The sequence below is a fragment of the Methylomonas sp. HYX-M1 genome (assembly GCF_040741385.1).
Classification (GTDB): domain Bacteria; phylum Pseudomonadota; class Gammaproteobacteria; order Methylococcales; family Methylomonadaceae; genus Methylomonas; species Methylomonas rhizoryzae.
The window spans coordinates 3,820,062-3,841,639 of the sequence record NZ_CP160405.1 but is presented as its reverse complement, the minus strand read 5'-3'; the positions used below and the strand labels follow the sequence as shown (position 1 = coordinate 3,841,639).

The 21,578-nt window shown below is 54.8% G+C and carries 5 protein-coding genes; 3 read left to right on the top strand and 2 right to left on the bottom strand.

The features are described 5' to 3' along the window. Positions 1-68: 68 nt before the first annotated feature. Positions 69-1,586, bottom strand: coding sequence for a serine/threonine protein kinase (locus AB0A83_RS17400; RefSeq protein ID WP_367154824.1), 1,518 nt, complete (start codon positions 1,584-1,586; stop codon positions 69-71). Positions 1,587-1,953: 367 nt separating this feature from the next. Further along, positions 1,954-2,790 (bottom strand): hypothetical protein, encoded by an 837-nt coding sequence (locus AB0A83_RS17395; protein WP_150050577.1) that lies wholly within the window; start codon positions 2,788-2,790, stop codon positions 1,954-1,956. A gap of 699 nt (positions 2,791-3,489) precedes the next feature. On the opposite strand from AB0A83_RS17395, the gene AB0A83_RS17390 reads away from it, so the two are divergent. From AB0A83_RS17390 to AB0A83_RS17380, 3 genes are all read left to right on the top strand, one after another. Beyond that, positions 3,490-6,909 carry a cytochrome c3 family protein gene (locus tag AB0A83_RS17390; RefSeq protein ID WP_367154823.1) on the top strand — a complete coding sequence of 1,140 codons (3,420 nt, stop codon included), beginning with the start codon at positions 3,490-3,492 and terminating at the stop codon, positions 6,907-6,909. Positions 6,910-7,463: 554 nt separating this feature from the next. Then, positions 7,464-14,990: an RHS repeat-associated core domain-containing protein gene (locus AB0A83_RS17385; protein ID WP_367154822.1), complete on the top strand. Its 7,527-nt coding sequence runs from the start codon at positions 7,464-7,466 to the stop codon at positions 14,988-14,990. 250 nt (positions 14,991-15,240) lie between these two features. After that, positions 15,241-21,570 (top strand): calcium-binding protein, encoded by a 6,330-nt coding sequence (locus AB0A83_RS17380; protein ID WP_367154821.1) that lies wholly within the window; start codon positions 15,241-15,243, stop codon positions 21,568-21,570. The last annotated feature ends 8 nt before the right edge of the window (positions 21,571-21,578 follow it).

Below are 21,578 nucleotides of genomic sequence, written 5' to 3'. Positions count from 1 at the left end.
TGGATTTGTTCCTATTTCTCTCGCAGAATTTAGTTTATGACCGAATAGCAACCAGCACCGAAAAGTTATTATTCGCTCAAAAACTCAGTAACCTTGCGGTCAGCGTTTTGCCAATACGGGTCCTGGTTAGCGTTTTTTGATTTTGCCGATGATTTAGTGTGTCTTGTGTCGGTGGTGCTTCGTCTCACTTCATCCCAATATGCTTTATCTTCATCCACGGCTTGGGTCGTGTTATTTTCAGCCGTTTTATCGGGTTTAACTCGTCGTCTTTTGGATGTTATGTCCGGCTTGGACGAAATGGATTTTCGGCTTTCGGATTCCGATGGCTGTTCACGCTGGTTTATAACCGGTTGGTAAGGCGGAGAAATAGGCAGCGGCTCCGGTTCAAAGCGTTGCAACGGCATGGGTTTAGGAAGTGCGACAGGTAAATCGGCTGCCGGTTGATTAACGGCCGGTTGAGGGTTGTCAGTCCGTATCATCGGTGCCGTATCACTGATGTTGTTAAAAGGCGGCTGTAGAGCATCGGTTTGCGGCGAACGTTTTGACTGATGGTCGACAGATTCCAGGATAGACGGGGGCAGCAGAAAATAAAGGCTCGCAGCCCCAAATGTCATCAGAGCCAAAAATAATATAGGGATAGGGTAATCAGCGCATAGCGTTCTTATTCGCTCAAGTCTGTTGCGAACTCCGATACGTTTGAACGGGAATGTGCTGAATCCGGAATGGAAGTCCGGCGTTGCCAGCCGGGTTGGCGGCGGAAAATCCGATTTGGTGAACACATCGCTGCCGATTGCCCGCAAAGCCGTCACAAATTTCAGCGCACTGTCGAAGCGATCGGCCGGCTTTTTGGCTAATGAACGCAAAATAATGTTTTCCAGATTCGGAGGAATATCCGGCGCAAAGAAGCGCGGTGGTTGCGGAGTTTCCTCTATTTGAGCTTTCAATAATTCGTATTCGGTGTTTTTCTGGAACGGCAGGCGCCCGGTGATCATTTCATATAGCACGATGCCAAAAGAGTATATGTCTGCTCTGGCATCCACCTCTTTTCCTTGGATTTGTTCGGGAGACATGTATTCCAGTGTGCCGACCAGATAACCCTGCTTAGTTTGCCGCGTTTTTTCCAGGATCCGGGCAATGCCGAAATCCATGATTTTCACTGTGCCGGTATGGGCCACCAAAATATTGCTGGGTTTGACGTCGCGATGAATCACATTCAGCCGATGCGCATGTTCCAGTCCATCCAACACGTGACATGCATATTGAACAGCCTCCTGCCAAGGGAGTTTTTTTCGTCGGGAAAGCAGTCGATCCAGGCTTTCACCATTTATATACTCCAGTGCCATATAGTAACGTTCACCGTCCCTGGCGAAGGCGTAAACGGTGGCTATGTTGGGGTGATTCAAGCGCCCCAATGCGATAGCTTCACTGCGAAATCGTTGCAAAACCTCTTCGCGCTGACTCAATTCGGCTCGTAACACTTTAACGGCGACTTCTCGCTCCAGCATGGAATCGACTGCCTTGAATACTTCGCCCACACCGCCTTCGCCGAGTTTGTGCAATATCTTGTAGCTTCCAATTGTATTCATGGCTGTCAGCCTAAGTTTTAGTAGTTGGCACTATGGTGACCGGTTGTTTCTCGCGGATCGCCAACAGAATTACGGAATCATTGCCGCATCCGCCTGCGTTTTCGCGCAAGCCACTACTTCCGGCGGGCCTGAGACAAACGATGAGATTGCAAATTGGCGGCGAAGTCCCGATTCGGCACAGATAACAGGGCATCGGCGCGGAGCAAGTAGCTAACCGGCTTTGCCCCTATTAGGAGTAAAGCTCCCAGTCCAAAGCATTTGAGTGCCTTCGACTGGGGAGGCATTCGCTATTTTCCGGATTGATTCAATGAGCCCCGTGATTTGATTTCCACCCGACTTTAGGTGATGCCGCCGGATGCTCCGTGTTTCAAGGTTTGACAATGATCATTTCATAGAAGCTGATACGGGGGTCGACCTGGGTATCCAGTGGCATATCCATCAAACCGCTCGTTACTGCGTCCGGCGCATTGGGCGGTATTTTGATGGTGACCCAGCCATTCACCGATTGTGCGTCTTTCACGGTCTGTGCTATGAAGTTCTTGGCCGATTTCGACAATTGACCATTCGATTCCATTTTATCCATTGGAATCGAAATGACTTTCCTGTTCGAGTTCGACGCTGCGGATCGTGGCTCCGGGCCGGTGGGTCGAACAACTCTATTGTCGGGCAGCAAGGCATGATCGAATAGGGTTTGATTATCCAGTGTTTCCCGCAAAAAACTGTCCTGTATCTCCTCCAATAGTCCGGCGGCTGGGTTGGGAGGAATTTTCAAAACAAGCGTTGTACTGGAGCTAATCTGGATTTCAGCGGCAGTCAAAATCAAAAGACGCCTTTTGACGTCGTAAAAAAAAGCTTGGCAGGCGTAAATCAACGGATTGGAGGTTTTTTGGATGTCCTGGACGATTACATCACCCGGTTGCCGGCTCAAATCGGCTGCAGAGGGAGTTTTGGCGTTCTTGGTGATTGTTTTGATGATGAGCGGACTGTTTTTCGGCAATGGTTTTTGTTTTTCCAAGAAAAACATACGGCCTTTGTCGATGCGAAACATGAAGCCGGTGTTACCGCTGGATAGTCGCCATACGCCATCCACGGGTAATGCCTGACTGGTCGGAATGGCTGTTTGATTCGGCAGGGAAGGTCTGCGCGCGCATCCAAGATCGGCAACAATCAGGACTGTCATCAAAAACCAAATAACTATATTCATAACTTTTCTAACGGCTTAACTAGAGTTTTTGGGTTAAATATATTATTCAGACATTTGATTTATATGGTAAATTTTTTATGAATTCGGACATGATATTGGTTGCATGATTACCAAAAAGCCCAGAAAGGATACTCGGATGAATCGTGCCACAAACCGCATAGAACTGCCAGCATTAACCGCCGATCTGTTAAACGCCAGCGGTGTGAAATGGTTTAATCATCCCCGGCGCTTCGAAAGACACTGTTTATACTGTCCTTAGAGGTGAATATGAGCAGGAACCGATTTGAATTCCAGCCCTAGAATGCAAATAACCTTTTCTGCATATAGTGCTGCTAATTGCAGACTGTTTCTATTGTTGTGCCCGTTGCGTGATATGGCCGATTTGTTTCGGCAAACATCGGCATTTCCCGCAATTTGCCGGCTCAAGCCGGGTATAGCCTAGCGGCAGGCGCGACATGTCAATAGCCTCCGCCGATGCGTGAGAGCGCAAGAAGCCGCGCCCGCCCTGCATTTTCGGTGGGGCAATCCCTATAATCGCAAAAATCTTTGCCCGCCTGATGAAGGTAAGCCGGGCATGGCCCGAGTATTGCCTGTCAGCCTGTGCTCGCTCAACCCAGCACTAGCCGTTTTACGAGCGTAACGGCCTCGGTTTCGTAAGAAATCCGAGCCAAGCACACTAAATTCATCAGGTGAGAACTCATGAGGGATAGACCAGCATGCTTGCGTTTAGGCAGGGCTTTCATATTTTTAAACCTATTACTGTTTTGCGCCGGCATTCAGGCCACCCCTAAGTTGACCGTCAGCAGTGCCGTCATCAGTAAAAAAACCGGCAGCTTGACGGTGAAAGGCCAATTCAGCTTGGGCAAAGGCGACAGCATGCCGCAAGATAGCCAGCTACAGTTGTTGCACGGTGAAGGCGGAGCGCTGGGCGACGGCAGCGGCTCGTCGCTGTTTTCCTTGGCTACCGACGGCAAAAGCGCTAAGCAAAAATTCAGTTTTAGCGTGCCCAAGCAACAGTTGGCGGACAAGCCCTGCACGGTTACCGTAGTCGGCGCGGAGCTCAGCGCCAGTAAGAAAGTCGCCGGTGCTCCTAAAGACTGCGGTTTAATTCCGGTTTGCAAAATCGTCACGCCTAGCCTGCCGAAAGGCGGCGAATTCGCCAGCTTCACGGCCGGCCAGTTAGTTAACTTCGTCGGCAGTGCCAAATTAAAAAACAAGAAAGCGGCTCCGCTCAGCTATGAATGGGATTTTTCCGGCGGTGCGGTCGGCGAAACCATGGAACGGGGAAACGGTTTTTTTTATCGCGACGGTCACCCGGATACCGCGTCCGCCAACGTGACGTTCGTGCGGGATAACAGTTATTACCGGGCGCGTTTTGCCGCTACCGATGCGGCCGGCCGCCGCTGCGAAGCCGCCATCACGGTCAAGGTCGGCGAACCGCCGAACCCGCCGGATTCCGTTATTGCCATGGCCGCCGCTTCGGCTAAAACGGCACCGCTGCGAGGCAGCGAGCTGGACGGTGCCGGAGACGACGTGGTAGTGATTCCGTTCGAACAATGGAGCATGAGCCACGACAGCGACATCAAGTCGATACGCAATGCTTATATGCCGTACAACCCTTTGGTGACCTCGATGAATGCCTACGCTTACAAAAAAGCGCTTAAGCCCGAGTCATTAGGCAAGGATGCGGTGGACCTAGGCTATGCGGCGGCCTCCAATCCGCAAGATCCGGTAGGGCGTTATTCGATCAATACGACCAGCCGAAATTATCCGGTCACCGACGACAACGATTTGCTCGGCGCCAGCATACAAAAAACCGACATTTGGAATGTAGCCACCGACCGCAGCCGCGAGCCGGGTACGGCGGCTTACAGCATTATCGACGGCTTGTTGGATAAGGACGGCAATCCCGTTACCTATGCAGTCGACGAAAGCGCTTACCGCAAAACGCCGTGGATCATGGACAAATACTTTACCTTCAGAATCCCCGATCCCGCCGACGCCGGCAAAACCCTGTCGGTACGCGGGGTGGCGCCGGACTTCGACGAAGGGGCGGTGCGCGCCTACGACAACAACGGGGTGCGCACCCTGGTCAACGACCCTAACAATAGCGATCACGGCCGTTACATGCCGGGTAAGGATCAACCTTATCAAGTCAATCAGGCTCAAGCGTTTTCGGGCTTCAATCCGCCGGTTTGGAACACAGCGACCGGCCAGTTCGAGGCCGGCGGCGACGAATGGTGGAAGGCGCAACAAATTCCGATCACCGGCATAGACGACCAGGGCCGGGTTAATCCGTTTAACCTGTTGCGGGTGGAAGCCGTCGATAAAAATGGCACGACTTTGGCGAAAACCGACGGCGTGCTATCCGCCGGCAGGGATTTTCACTGCCGCGAATGTCACGGCAAGGGCGGCATCGCCGCGCCGGAAAATCCTCCGCATACAAAGGCCGCCTGCCGCGGCAGCGCCTTCGGTTTGGTTTCGGACGCTCGCCGGGTGGCCAACAACCGCGCCCCTTATCCTGCCTGCGAAGAGAAGCCGAGATTGTTCAGCGTCGCAGATATTAGCGGCACGCCCGGCAATTTGTTCGACGAAGAATACGCGGCGTCTATGAATGCCGAGAGTTTGCACGAGTTTTACGACGGCTTTTACATGCTGACCAGCATGCAGCACGGCACCATCAACTCGACGAGCGGCAAAGTCAACGGCGACCGGCCGATGAACTGCATGGGCTGCCATTTTTCACCGTATCAAGCGGACAATTTCGGCTTGGCTTGGTATGACGGCGGCCGTAACAATATCGACGATCCGGCCTACTACCCGGATTTTTCGGTCAGCATGCACCGTTTTCACGGCGAGCTGATGTGGAATGCAGCCAAAGACGGCATCAAACGCAAGGAAAACGGCATGTACCAGCGCTTCGATTGGCGTAGCGGCGATAAACAACGCACGGCCAATGCCAATTTGAATCCCGATACCTTATTCCCCATCTTCGACGAAACCGGGAAGCAGCTGCCCATGGAAGAAAACTGCCTGAAGTGTCACGGCGGCAAGCGGGAGCAACACTACCGGGACCGCATGTTTACCGCGGGTGTAAGCTGTTACGACTGTCACGGGGATATGTTGGCCATGGGCGGGGCGTTTACCAAAACCGACGGTAGTCCGGGTGTGCGCGATCCTTCCAGCGCAACCGACACCAGCGGACAAAAACACGATTTGTTCCGTACCTCGTGGTTCGATCAACCCGATTGCGGCGCCTGTCATACCGGCCTAGGCTCAGACGCCGTGCTGAAGACCGCGTTCGATCCGCTGCAACCGGCGCAAATCAGCCGCAAGCCGGATTTGACCGATCCCGATCAAGCCCGGTTTGCCGTGGTGCCGCGGGTACAAAAGACGCTGACCATCAGTGCGACAAAACCTTATAACTTTGTCGCGCAAACCTTCGAGAGTTTCGACGAGCCATTAAGCATAGACGCGGCGGTGTTTCGCGAAGGGAAAGACAGCCACGGTAACGTTGCCTGTGCCGCCTGTCACGGCGCGGCTCACGCCATTTGGCCGAATCGCGATCCCAAGGCGAACGACAATGTCACGGCGTTACAATTACAAGGGCATACCGGCACCATCCTGGAGTGCAACGTTTGCCATAGCGCGGATGCTTTCAAAATCCAAACCGACCTCGACGGCGGTATCTACAGCGGCAACAGTAAGGAAGGCATTTTGGGAGGGCCGCACAACATGCACCCCGTCAACGACCCTTTCTGGTGGCAAACCGCCGGAGACGGCAGCAATGGCGGATGGCACAACCACTACGCCAAACTAACGGGCGGCAAAGGCGAAGACCAATGCGCGGCCTGCCACGGCGCGGATCACAAGGGCACCCGCTTGTCCAAAACGCCAGTAGACCGGGTGTTTGTTAACGCTAAGGCCAGCGGCGTTAAAGCCAAGGTTCAGGTCAAAGCCAACACGCCGATAGGTTGCGATTTGTGCCACAGCCTGGAAAAAAGCTTTCCCAGCCAAGATCACATGGCTGTGAACTTAGGTTCGAATACGGCTGGGCAAAACACGGCCGTAGTGTCGGCGGCGGCCGCCGAATCCGGCGGCATGGGCTCGGAACGCTAAGCCGGATCGATCGGCAAAGGGACGCAGCCGCGTCCCTTTTTTATTTGAAACTATTTATTGATTCGGGCCTGTGAGGATTTAGCAGCCGTTCGCCGTGAGCCTGACGAACGGCCGGCGCTGCTTCGGCAAGCTCAGTTCGGACGGTCCGAGCATTCAAAGCCCGGATCCATAGTCATTCCGGTAGCAGCGACCCGAGTCGCGCAACCGGTCCGCTCGTGTCTCACCGGTATGCGCCCGGCTCGGGCACAGGGCCACCAACGCATCGGCAAAAAGCAAGCGTCGTACAGTCGCCGTATGGTGTAATGAATAGGTTGGGTTACTAGTCTTGCAGACTGTAATGGATGCTAGCCTTGTGGGCAGTCTTACCGAGTCTTTTTCAAAAATGCACTTGACGCGTACCGGTCAAATTTCGTACTTTGCGGCCATTTTGCGAATTACCGCACACTGTAACTATCCTGTTATACCGGTTTCAATTCGGTGATACTAGCGCGGTAGCTGATGGGTTATGGTTTTTTTGACAAGCAGCGGAACTAATCGAGATGTTTGGAGGATACATGAGGAAACTCGTTCAAGGCCGGATTGCAGTGCGTTGGGCATTGTGTTACCGAATCGGGCTGCAGCTGTTGTGTCTGATTTTATTGACCTGTCACCACGCAAATTCCGTCGCCGCCGAAACCTTATTCTCGGGGCAATTGAGCTTGGCCAAATATCAATTGCTGACCAAGACCAAATCCGGCAACGAAACCGAATACGAGTATCGGGCCTATTTGCTCAATCAGAGCGTCGTGGATTTGAGCGAAGCGAGCGCCGTCCTCAGCAGTCCGCCGGCCAACGTGACCGTGCTGACCGGCAGTCTGACTTTCCCTGCGGTTAACGCCGGCGGCCAAGTCGCCAGCAGCAATACCTTCAAACTGCGCAGCAAAAAACCGCCCAAATTGAAAGCGCTGGTTTGGACGCTATCCGGTCCGGACTTCGAGTTGATCGAACCTAAAGTCCAAGTGTTACGCTGGCTGCGCGTCAAACGCAAGCTGTTGAAAGCGTCGAACGAAGTTGAGGAAATCTACACCGCCAAATTGGTCAATTTGGAGGCGAACGACCTGCAAAGCGTGACCGTGAATGTCGCGGACAGCCGCCTGACTTTTCCTGAAGGCAACAGTCTGAGTTTTACCGATTTGGCGCCGGGCGAAAAAGCTATCAGCAACGACAGAATCACGGTGCGCTACCCGCGTTCGGTGAAATTCAAATCCAAAGATTTTCTGACGCAATTCTCCTGGAACTACGCACCGGTAGCCAACGCCGGCAGCGATCAGCAAGTAGCGGCGGGAGCCGACGTTCAGGTTAGTTTGGATGGGTCGCAATCCAGCGACCGCGACGGCGATATGCTCAGCTATAGCTGGACCCTGGCGCAAAAACCTGCCAACAGCGCGGCTGCGTTATCCGACGTTGCCCTGTTTAACCCTACCCTAGGTCCCATCGATCTTGACGGCGATTACCGTTTGACGCTGTCGGTCAACGACGGCCACGCCGACAGCGCCGCCGATACCGTGGTGATTACCACAGGCGATCCCAGGCCTGTGGCCAACGCCGGCGTCGATCAGGCCCACGCCGTCAAGTCCACGGTGACCTTGGACGGCAGCGCGTCCACAGGGGTAGCGCTCAGTTACCAATGGAAACTGCTCAGCCAACCTAACGGCAGCCGCGATCGGTTGAAAAACGACAGATCGGCTACTCCTAGCTTGAAACTGAGCAAGCCCGGCACCTATCGGATACAGCTGACGGTCAGCAATACCTACGGCAGCAGCAAACCGGACATCGTCGAAATCACTACCGGGTCGCTCAGGCCGACCGCGGTCATCGATCCGCAACAACAAAACGCCACCATAGGCGATAGCGTCGAACTGAGCGGAGAGGACAGCCAGTTCGGACAAAACTCGACGCCGGCTTACCGCTGGTCGTTCACTCATCAGCCCGACAGCAGCGCGACCGGTTTCGACGACGCGTCGGCGGCGGTTGCCCGCTTTGTGCCGGATTTGCCGGGCGATTACATCGCTCAATTGATCGTCAACGACGGTTTGGCGGACAGCGATCCGGCCACGGCGCGGATAACCGCGACCGGCGGTGCGGTGGTGACCGTGCCGAATCTGGTCGGACAAACCCGCGCCGCGGCGGAAAGCCAATTGACCGATCTGGGTTTGTTGGTCGGTACCGAAACGTTCGAACACAGTGACAGCGTGGCGGACGGCTTGGTCATCAATCAAACGCCGGCAGCGGACAGCGTTTCCGTGACCGGCAATAGCGTGGAACTGACGATTTCGTTGGGGCCGGACGCCGGTTTGCCGCCGAATCCGGACACCGTTGCCACCAAAGTGGAAACCGTGGTGGCCAGCAACACCTTCCAAACCAGCCAGTTTTTATACAGCGGCGACAATCCGGTCCAAACCGGCGTCGAGGATAACGCCATCGCAGCCACCCGCGCGGCGGTGATTAGTGGCAGGGTGTTGAACAAGGCGGGAGAAGCGCTGGAAGGCGTGACGATTTCGATTCTGGACCACGCCGAATTGGGCCAAACCCAAAGCCGTAGCGACGGCCGCTTCGACATGGCGGTTAACGGCGGCGGCGCATTGGCGCTGACCTACGTTAAAACCGGCTATCTGCCGGGCCAGCGCAGCGTCGACGTACCCTGGCAAACCGGGGTGACGGTGGAAGACGTTACCTTGGTCGCCCAAGACAACAAAGTCAGCAGCGTGGATTTGACCGATACGGAAGAGGCAATTCAAGTCGCGCAAAGCAGCGCCGTGTCCGATAAAGACGGGACCCGGCAGGCGACCTTGATGATTCCGCAGGGCACGCAAGCGCATATATTCAACGAAGACGGCAGTACCCAAACCGTCAATTCGCTGAATCTGCGCTTGACCGAATACACCGCCGGCGACAACGGCGAGGCCTCGATGCCGGGCGCGTTACCGGCCACCAGTGCTTACACCTATGCGTTCGAGATGAAGGCCGACGAAGCCGACGTCAAAATCGACGGCAAGGACGTGATGTTCGACAGTCCGGTGCCGTTTTACATCGACAACTTCCTGGATTTCCCGGTCGGCAGCATCGTCCCGGTCGGTTATTACAACAAGGATAAAGGCGTTTGGGTGCCGTCGCAGAACGGCAAAGTCATCAAGATTCTGACTATTACCGACGGTAAAGCCAATTTAGATACCGACGGCGATCAGCAAGCCGACGATGCGGCGACCCTGGCGGCCTTGAACATCACAGACGCCGAACGGCAAAAACTGGCAAACCTGTATCCGGACGGCAATCGCTCGTTGTGGCGGGTGCAGGTGACTCATTTGTCCACCTGGGACTGCAACTGGCCGTACCGGATGCCGGACGACGCCGAGCAGCCGCAGAATCCGCCGCCGGACAACCCGGACGGCGATAAGCCGGACGACCCGTGTAAAACCGGTGGTTCTATTATCGAATGCGAAAACCAAATTTTGGGTGAGAGCATTCCCTTGACGGGTACCACAATGAGTTTGCAATACGCCAGCGACCGGGTGCCCGGCCGGCAGCAAGCCAACACCTTGAACATTCCGCTCAGTGGGGCGACGGTGCCGGCGTCTTTGAAACGTATCGATCTGGAAATATATCTGGCCGGACGTAAATTCGAACACAGCGCCGAAGGTAAACCTAACCAGAAATATACCTTCACCTGGGACGGAAAAGATGGCTACGGGCGTAAGTTGAGCGGGGCGCAAAAAGCTAAAATTCGTATCGGTTTTGCCTACGATCCGGTTTACTCGACGCCGGCGGAATTGCAAGCGGCTTTCGCGCGCTTCACCGGCGTGCCGTTGGAAGGCAGCCGCGCCCGTAACGAAGTGCGGATTTGGCAGGAAATGGAAGTTGAGATCGGCGCCTGGGATTATCAATCGCAAGGTATGGGCGGCTGGTCCTTGAGCGGGGTACACGTTTACGACCCCAACGGCAAGGTGCTGTATTTGGGCAACGGCAATCGGGCCGGCTCCAAACAAACCTTCCAGTCACTGATTTCCACACTGGCCGGAACCGGTAGCGCCGGATTGGCCGGCGACGGCGGTCAGGCCAAACAAGCACGCTTGAACAGCCCGGCCGGCATTGCCGTGCATCCGGACGGCAGCGTTTACGTAGCCGATACCGAGAACGGCCGGATTCGCCGCATTGCCACCGACGGCAGCATCAGCACGTTTGCCGGTACCACCCCGGGCTTTAGCGGCGACGGCGGCCAAGCCGCCCAAGCGCAATTGAACAAACCGGAAAGTCTGGCGTTTGCGTTGGACGGCAGTTTGTACGTGGCCGATTCCGGCAACTCGCGCATACGGCGAATTGCGCCTAACGGCGTGATCAGCACGGTAGTCGGCACCGGCACGCCGGGATTTTCCGGCGATAACGGTCCTGCAACCGAGGCGAAGATCAGTTATCCGAAAAGCTTGGTGGTTGCCCAGGACGGCAACTTGTATTTCTCGGACGTGGCCAACCACAGAATCCGCCAAGTCGGTACCGACGGCCTGATTTCCACCATCGTCGGTAACGGCCAAGCGGGATTCGGCGGCGACGGCGGTTCGGCACTGCAAGCCAAGGTGGCTTATCCGGAAGGTATGGCGATTACCGGCAACGGCGTCATTTACGTGGCCGATTCCGGTAACCATCGCATTCGCCGGATCAGCCCGGACGGCGTGATTACCACTTTCGCCGGCTCCACCGCCGGATTCAGCGGCGACGGCGGTCAGGCCAAACAAGCCCGTTTGTATTACCCCAGCAACATCGCCCTGGGCCGCGACGGCAGTTTGTTCGTGTCCGATTCCGGTAATGACCGCATCCGTCGCATCAGCCCGGACGGGCTGATTTCCACCATCGTCGGCAACGGTCAGCGCGGATTTGCCGGCGACAACGGCCCTGCTGCGCAAGCGGTGGTCAATTACCCGGGCGGCATGGCAGTAGGCGCCGACGGCCGTTTGTATGTGTCCGACAATCAAAACCATAGGGTACGGCGCATTTCGCAAAGCTTGGACGGTTTCACCAACAGCGATATCTACGTTGCTTCCTCGGATGGTTCCGTGCTGTATCGGTTCGATGCCTTCGGCCGACATTTATCGACCCTGCATACATTGACGGGCGCCACCTTGCAAAATATGGGCTACGACAGCGCCGGCCGCTTGATTTCGGTGACCGACGCCAACGGCAACGTCACCAGTCTGGAGCGCAACAGTGCCGGTAACGTGGTTTCCATTACTGCGCCGTTCGGACAAAAAACCAGCTTGTCGTACGACAGCAACGGTTATTTGGCCAAAGTCAGCAACCCGGCCGAGGAAAATTATCAAATGGCCTACGGCAACGGTGGTTTGTTGACCGAGTTTACCAATCCGCGCGGTTATAAATCTCTGATGACTTATGATGAGTTAGGACGATTGCTCAAAGACCAGGATGCTGCAGGGGGAAGTCAGACATTAGTTAGGAAAGAACTAACGAATGGTTTCCAAGTCATCAGGACTACGGGATTGGAGCGCGTTTTTAAATATTCTTTACAACATTTGGCGACGGGCGAACAAAAACGTAGCATCGTTAACGCCGACGGAACTGTGACTGATACTGTCAAAGCTGCTGACGGCACGATTGTCACTACTCTGGCAGATGGCACCAGTACCCAAATTTTACAAGGCCCGGACCCCCGTTTTGCAATGCAGGTTCCGATTATTAAGAGTGCGATCTTGACGACCGGAGGAGTGACTTCAACAGTATCGTCAAGCCGCAGTGTGTCATTGGGCAATTCTGAGAATCCGTTAAGTTTGACTAGTATGATCGATACATTGACGGTGAATGGAAGTGTTTTCACATCTACATATACCGCGGCAACTAAAACCTACGATCATAAAAGCGCGGAAAATCGACAAGCAAGTGTCTTAGTGGACGAGCTTGGTCGAACCTCTCAAATACGGATTACTGGTTTACATTCCGAAAATTATGCCTATGACGAATACGGACGATTGTCGACTGTTACTCAAGGGAGTGACGATGCTGAACGGAAAGTCAGTTATCAATATAACGATGATGGTTATTTGGCGTCGGTCATAGATCCTTTGGCTCGGAAGATAAGCTACAGCTACGATAATGCCGGCCATATCACGACGGAGTCGTTGCCGGATGGGCGGCAGATTGCATTTGAATACGACGAGAATGGGAATCTAACCTCGATTACTCCTCCGGGACGGCCCGCGCACATTTTCAAATTTACTGATGTGGATTTGAATGACGAATACACGCCACCGGATTTGGGGGAGGGCGATGAGAGTACCGTATATGCATATAATCTTGATAAGCAACTGACAAAAATCACTCGGCCGGACGGCAACGCATTGAATCTTACATACGACTCGGCGGGGCGATTGGCAGGATTGACGGTGCCTGAAGGCGATTTTATTTTTGCCTACAACGCTTCCGGCCAAATATCGAGCGTTACTACTCCTGATAGTGGGAAATTGGAGTACACCTTTAGTGGATCCCTGCTGACGCAGACAGCTGTAACAGGTGTCGTTGCTGGTTCTGTCGGATTTACTTACAACAACGATTTGCACTTGAGTTCCGTATTTGTCAACGGTGCCGATTCTATCGATTTGGAATACGACAAGGACGGGTTGTTGACTCGCGCGGGTTCCTTAGAGTTGACGCGCAGCAGTCAAAACGGGTTGCTTAATGGAACTGTGTTGGGTGAAATCAATGATAGTTTTCAATTTAGCGGCTTCGGCGAATTGGTGAGTTATGAAGCTAAAAACGGTGACAATAGTTTGTTTAAGCAGGAGTTTACTCGCGACAAGCTGGGAAGGATTACGCATAAAGCGGAAACGGTTGGCGATACTGGCCATGCGTATGACTATGCCTACGATATGGCCGGACATCTGATTGAAGTGAAGAAAAATGGTGTAGTGGTTTCCAGTTATACCTACGATACTAACGGTAACCGATTGAGTAGTAATATCGGAGGTACTGTTGCAACCGGTACGTATGACGACCAAGACCGGCTGTTAAGTTATGCTGGTGCAACGTATTCCTACACCCTAAATGGCGAACTAGCCGCGAAAACAGTGGATAGTTCAGTTACCAAATTTACCTATGACGTGCTGGGTAATTTGACTCGTGTAGTTACCGCTGACGGTACAACGATCGATTACATCGTAGATGGTCAAAATCGCCGTATAGGTAAAAAAGTGAATGGGGTTCTCACTCAAGCTTTTTTATGGCAATCAGAGCTTCAGCCGAGCGCCCAGTTAGATGGCAACGGCAATGTGGTGAGTCGGTTTGTTTATGCAACCGGCTTCAACGTGCCCGATTACATGATCAAGGGTGGTAAAGAATATCGGTTCATAAAAGATAACTTGGGTAGCCCTCGTTTGGTTGTCGATGTGAGCACCGGGTCTGTCGTTCAAGAACTGGATTACGATGAATTCGGTCGTGTAGTCAAAGATACGAATCCAGGATTTCAACCTTTTGGATATGCCGGCGGATTGTACGAGCCAAGTACAGGTTTATTGCGTTTCGGTGCTAGGGATTACGATTCATTTTTGGGGCGTTGGTTGAGTAAGGATCCTATCTTATTCAATGGTGACGACACGAATCTGTATTTGTATGTTGGACAAAATCCTGTCGACTACGTTGACCCGTCCGGTGAGATAGGCATTGTTGGTTTCTTTGTTGGAGCGGGAGTAGAGATCGGAATACAGGCGTTTCAAAATTACATGGCCGGGTGCGATCTATTGGATATAGACAATTATGACTGGTGGGACGTTGGCGTTTCCGGTGCTGTTGGTGCGTTCGCACCGGGGTGGGGCAGCGTTGGTAAGACTGCGTGGAAGTCAGGCGGCGCTATTAGGACTTTAAGTGGGCAATTGGCCAAAGCTCGGACAGCTAATAGAAGAGCTAAAGTCGCTGCGCGAATTGCTAACCATAGAAATCAAATACGCGATGCGTTGAAAGTTCAAGGGGCATATCAAGGCGCGAAAGCCGTCGGGAAGAAATTAAACGGAAACGGTGCAGGCGATGACTGCGGATGTAAGAAATAATGAGTCAATCAAATATATACGTAGTTGGCGTTTCATTATTTGGTTTGTTCTATTACGCGTTGAAGCAAGTGGTTCCACCACCGGCGTTAATGGTCGGCACAATTGTGTATTTGTGGATATTGAGATTGGTAGCGACAAAATATGGACGCAGGTGAAGCCTGCGGTGAATACGTCTAGGCTAAGGCTGCTGTACCCGGCGCGCCTAGAGCTACTCGCTGAAGTTTTTACATAAGATTTTTTGGAGTGAAATATGGCCACCATCAATGGAACCAGCGCGGGTGAAACCCTCAACGGAACTACCGATGCCGATACCTTAAACGGACTGGAAGGCAACGATACGTTGAACGGCGGTAACGGGAACGATGTGTTGGATGGCGGCCGGGGGAACGATACCCTGAACGGCGGTAACGGCAACGATACCTATCTGTTCGGGCGCAATGGCGGACAAGATACGATTAATAGCTATGAAACCACTGCCGGTAAGCTGGATGTATTAACATTCGATGCCGGGGTTGCCGTGGCTGACATCGGGCTGAGGCGGGAAAGCAACGATTTATTGTTGGGCATCATCGGTACCGACGACACGATACGCATCAGCAATTATTTCTACAACGAGGCGGCTGGCGGCTATCAGGTCGAGGAAATCCACTTTGCCGACGGCACCGTGTGGGACGTTGACACGGTCAAGAGCATGTCGCTGACCGGCGATCCCGGAAGTAATACGCTGACCGGTTTTTCCAGCGCCGATATGCTGGTGGGCGGCGACGGTGAAGATACGTTATATGGCGGTGACGACGACGACACCCTGAACGGCGGCGCCGGCGACGATAGGCTGTATGGCCAAGCCGGTGACGACATACTGGACGGCGGGACCGGCAACGACACGCTGGAAGGCGACGCCGGCAGCGACATCTATCGCTTCGGCATCGGCTCCGGTCAAGATACCGTCAGCGACCACGACACTACCGTGGGGAAAGTGGATGCCATCGAATTGGGTGACGGTATCACCACCTCCGATGTCACGCTGACCCGTAGCAGTAATAATCTGATCCTCAGTCTGAACGGAACCGGCGACAGTCTGACGGTCAACAGCTTGTTCTACAACGACGCCGCCGGCGGCTATCAGATCGAAGAAATCCGCTTTGCCGACGGTACCTTGTGGGACTTGAACACCGTAAAAACGCGGGTATTGACCGGCAATGCCGGCAACAACACCTTAACCGGGTATGCCACCGACGATACGCTGAGCGGTCTGGACGGCGCTGACCGCTTATACGGCGAGGCCGGCGACGACAGCTTGAACGGCGGTAGCGGCGACGACGATTTGTACGGCGGCGGCGACGACGACACCCTGAACGGCGGCGCCGGCGACGACAGGCTGTATGGCCAAGCCGGTGACGACATACTGGACGGCGGTGCCGGCAACGACACGCTGGAAGGCGACGCCGGCAGCGACATCTATCGCTTCGGTATCGGCTCGGGTCAAGACACCATCAGCGACCACGACACTACCGTGGGCAAGGTTGACGCCATCGGATTGGGTGACGGTATCACCACCTCCGATGTCACGCTGACCCGTAGCAGTAATAATCTGATCCTCAGTCTGAAGGGAACCGGCGACAGTCTGACGGTCAACAGCTTTTTCTACAATGACGCCGCCGGCGGCTATCAAATCGAAGAAATCCGCTTTGCCGACGGTACCTTGTGGGACTTGAACACCGTAAAAACGCGGGTATTGACCGGCAACGCCGGCAACAACACCTTAACCGGGTATGCCACCGACGATACGCTGAGCGGTCTGGACGGCGCTGACCGCTTATACGGCGAGGCCGGCGACGACACTTTGAACGGCGGCAGCGGCGACGATGATTTGTACGGCGGTGACGACGACGACACCCTGAACGGCGGCGCTGGCGACGACAGGTTATACGGCCAAGCCGGGGACGACATACTGGACGGCGGAACCGGCAACGACACGCTGGAAGGCGACGCCGGCAGCGACATCTATCGCTTCGGCATCGGCTCCGGTCAAGACACCGTCAGCGACCACGATACGACCGTGGGGAAAGTGGATGCCATCGAATTGGGTGACGGTATCACCACCTCCGACGTCACGCTGACCCGTAGCAGTAATCATCTGATCCTCAGTCTGAACGGAACCGGCGACAGTTTGACGGTCAACAGCTTGTTCTACAACGACGCCGCCGGCGGCTATCAGATCGAAGAAATCCGCTTTGCCGACGGTAGCGTTTGGGACTTGAACACGGTCAAAACTCGGGTGTTGACCGGCAATGCCGGCAACAATACCTTAACCGGTTATGCCACGGACGATGCTTTGAGCGGTCTGGACGGCAGTGATCGCCTATACGGCGAAGCCGGAGACGACACGTTAAATGGCGGTGCGAGCGACGACCAACTCTACGGTGGTGACGACGACGATACCTTGATGGGCGGCGCTGGCGACGATTACTTATACGGTCAAGCCGGCGACGACATACTGGATGGCGGTACCGGCAATGACACGCTGGAAGGCGACGCCGGCAGCGACATCTATCGCTTCGGCATCGGCTCAGGTCAAGACACCGTCAGCGACCACGATACTACCGTAGGCAAGGTTGACGCCATCGAATTGGCTACGGGTATTGCCACGTCCGAGGTCACGCTCACCCGTAGCGGCAACAATTTGATCCTCAGCCTGAACGGTACCGGAGACAATCTGACGGTCAACAGCTTTTTCTATAACGACGCCGCCGGCGGCTATCAGATCGAAGAAATCCGCTTTGCCGACGGTACCGTGTGGGACTTGAACACCGTAAAAACGCGGGTATTGACCGGCAACGCCGGCAACAACTCCTTAACCGGGTATGCGTCGGATGACGCTTTAAACGGATTGGACGGTAGCGACCGTTTAAACGGACAAGCCGGGGACGATACCTTGAACGGCGGTAGCGGCGACGACGTTTTGTATGGCGGAGCCGATAACGACGATTTACAAGGTGGACTGGGAGACGATACCCTGTACGGCGAACAAGGAAACGACACGTTAGACGGCGGTAGCGGAAACGATAGTCTCAACGGTGGCGACGGCAGCGATGTTCTGGACGGCGGCGAGGGCGACGATAGCTTGGTTGGCGGTGCAGGCGCGGATACCTATTTGTTCGGCGCTCATTCCGGAAACGATGTCATCAATAACTACGACGCCGACGCATTAGGAACGAATCCGGATACCATAGAACTGGGGCAAGGCTTACAACCCGAAAATCTATTGTTCGAGCGCCAGGGTAACGATCTGCTGATTACCTCGCTGGGCACGGGCAACTCGCTTCGAGTCAGTTATTACTTTTATCAAGACGCCAGCTCGCCGTACGTGGTTGAGAACATCAAATTCGCCGACGGTACGATTTGGGACACGGCGACATTGATGCAGAACATCTTCAATGCCACCCCTTTGCCGGCTCGCTCCATCACTGGAACAAACGGTAACGATATGCTGATGGGCTCTGGCGGAGACGATTATCTATCGGGCCGGGACGGTAACGACGTGCTGGATGGCGGTATCGGCGACGATACGCTGGACGGCGGCAGCGGTAACGACACTTACTGGTTTAGCACCGCGTCAGGGCATGACACCATCAGTTCGTACGATACGGCAGTCGGTAAGCTGGACGCAGTGCAATTCGGTATGGGCGTCACACCGGATGACGTCATAGTGACCAAGAACGGAAATCACTTGGTGCTGGCGATAGCCGATACCGACAATACGCTGACCGTTAATAACTACTTCTACAACGATGCTGCGGGAGCTTACCAAATCGAAGAAATTCGCTTCGACGACGGCACCGTGTGGAATGTGGATACCGTAAAAAGCATGGTGCTGAACGGTAACGATAGTAACAATACACTGAGCGGTTTTTCCGGCGACGATACGCTGATCGGGGGAGGCGGGGATGATACCTTAAGCGGGGCGGGCGGAAGCGATAATCTCCTAGGCGGTGCCGGCGACGACACGCTATACGGTCAGGACGGCGACGACACTCTGGACGGGGGCGCCGGCAACGACAATCTTCAAGGCGATGCCGGCAGCGACACCTATCTATTCGGTGTCGGTTCCGGTCAGGACATCATCAGCGACTATGACACCACCGCCAACAAAACCGACAGCGTTGAATTAGGTGACGGCATTTCGGTTAGCGACGTAACGTTGACTCGTAACGGAAGCGATTTGATATTGAGCTTAAAAGCCAGCGGCGATAGCTTGACGATCAATAGCTATTTTTATAACGATGCGGCCGGGGGGTACCAAGTAGAGCAAATCGGTTTCGCCGACGGTACGATTTGGGATCTTGCTACCGTTAAAAATAGAGTTTTAACCGGCAATACTGCGAACAATACATTAACAGGGTATGCCACTGACGACAGCTTGAGCGGTTTGGACGGTAACGATAACCTGTACGGTCAGGACGGCGACGACAATCTGGACGGCGGCGATGACGACGATACCTTGTACGGCGGTAACGGCGACGATACCCTGCAAGGCGGAATTGGCGACGACACGCTTTACGGTCAAGCCGGCGACGATACCTTGGACGGCGGCGCCGGCAACGACACCCTGGAAGGCGACGCCGGCAGCGACACTTATCTATTCGGCATAGGCTCCGGTCAGGACACCATCAGCGACTACGACACCACCGCCAACAAAACCGACAGCGTGCTGTTAGGCGAGGGTGTGAGCACCGGAGACGTTACGCTGGTTCGCAGCAGCAACAACTTGATTCTCAGTATCAACGGTACCGGCGACAAGCTGACGATCAACAACTACTTTTACAACGATGCGGCCGGCGGCTATCAAGTGGAGGAAATCCGTTTCGCGGACGGCACGGTATGGGGCGTCAATACCGTCAGAACCAAGGTGCTGACCGGAACCGAAGGCAACAACACCTTAACCGGGTACGCCAGCGACGACAGTTTGAGCGGTTTGGGCGGCAACGACACCCTGAGCGGCCAGGACGGGGACGATAACCTGGACGGCGGTAGCGGCGAAGACACGTTGTACGGCGGCGACGGCGACGACGTGCTGCAAGGCGGTAGCGACGACGACATCTTATACGGCCAAGCCGGCGACGATACCTTGGACGGCGGCGCCGGTAACGACACGCTGGAAGGTGATGCCGGCAGCGACACCTATTTGTTCGGCATCGGTTCCGGCCAGGACATCATCAGCGATTACGACACCACCGCCAACAAAACCGACAGCGTGCAATTGGGCGAAGGCGTAGGCACCGGAGACGTCACGCTGGTACGCAGCAGTAACAATCTGGTGCTCAGCATCAACGGTACCGGCGACCGGCTGACGATCAACAACTACTTTAACAACGACGCGGCCGGCGGCTATCAAGTGGAGGAAATCAGCTTCGCGGACGGCACGGTATGGGGCGTCAATATCGTTAAAGCCAGGGTCTTAACCGGTAACGACAGCAATAACGCTATCAGCGGTTACGCCAGCGACGATACGTTGAACGGTTTGGACGGCAACGACACCCTGAGCGGCCAGGACGGGGACGATAACCTGGACGGCGGTAGCGGCGAAGACACGTTGTACGGCGGCGACGGCGACGACGTGCTGCAAGGCGGCAGCGACGACGACGTCTTATACGGCCAAGCCGGCGATGACACCTTAGACGGTGGCGCCGGTAACGACACGCTGGAAGGTGATGCCGGCAGCGACACCTATTTGTTCGGCATCGGTTCCGGCCAGGACATCATCAGCGATTACGACACCACCGCCAACAAAACCGACAGCGTGCAATTGGGCGAAGGCGTGGGCACCAGCGACGTCACGCTGGCACGCAGCAGTAACAATCTGCTGCTCAGCATCAACGGCACCGGCGACCGGCTGACGATCAACAACTATTTTAGCAACGACGCGGCCGGCGGCTATCAAGTGGAGGAAATCCGCTTCGCGGACGGCACGGTATGGGGCGTCAATACCGTTAAAGCCACGGTTTTAACCGGTAACGACAGCAATAACGCTATCAGCGGTTACGCCAGCGACGATACGTTGAACGGTTTGGCCGGCGAAGATACGTTGTACGGCGGCGATGGCGACGATGTGCTGGACGGCGGCGCAGGCGACGACAATTTGCAGGGACAAAACGGTAACGACACCTTGCTTGGGGACAGTGGCGGCGATACTCTGCAAGGCGGTTCCGGTAACGATAGTTTGGATGGCGGCTTGGGTAATGACGCTATGACCGGCGGTGCCGGATTGGACGTATTCCGATTCACCAGCGCAATTGGCTTCGACAATCACGATACTATCAGCGATTTCAGCGTTTCCGAAGATACGATTTTTTTGAGCAGTGCGATTTTTTCCGCCATCACCGGTACCGGCAGTCTGTCGGCCGATCAGTTCAAAGAGATTTCCGCCGGCACGATCGATGCGGACGACCGGGTTTTGTTCAATCAAGCCACCCACAAACTCTATTACGACGCCGACGGCAGCGGCGAGACCGAGCCGGTGCTGTTGGTGACCCTGGGTTCGGTGACCGGCTTGAGCGCAGACAATTTCGAGCTGGGTTAACCTTAGCG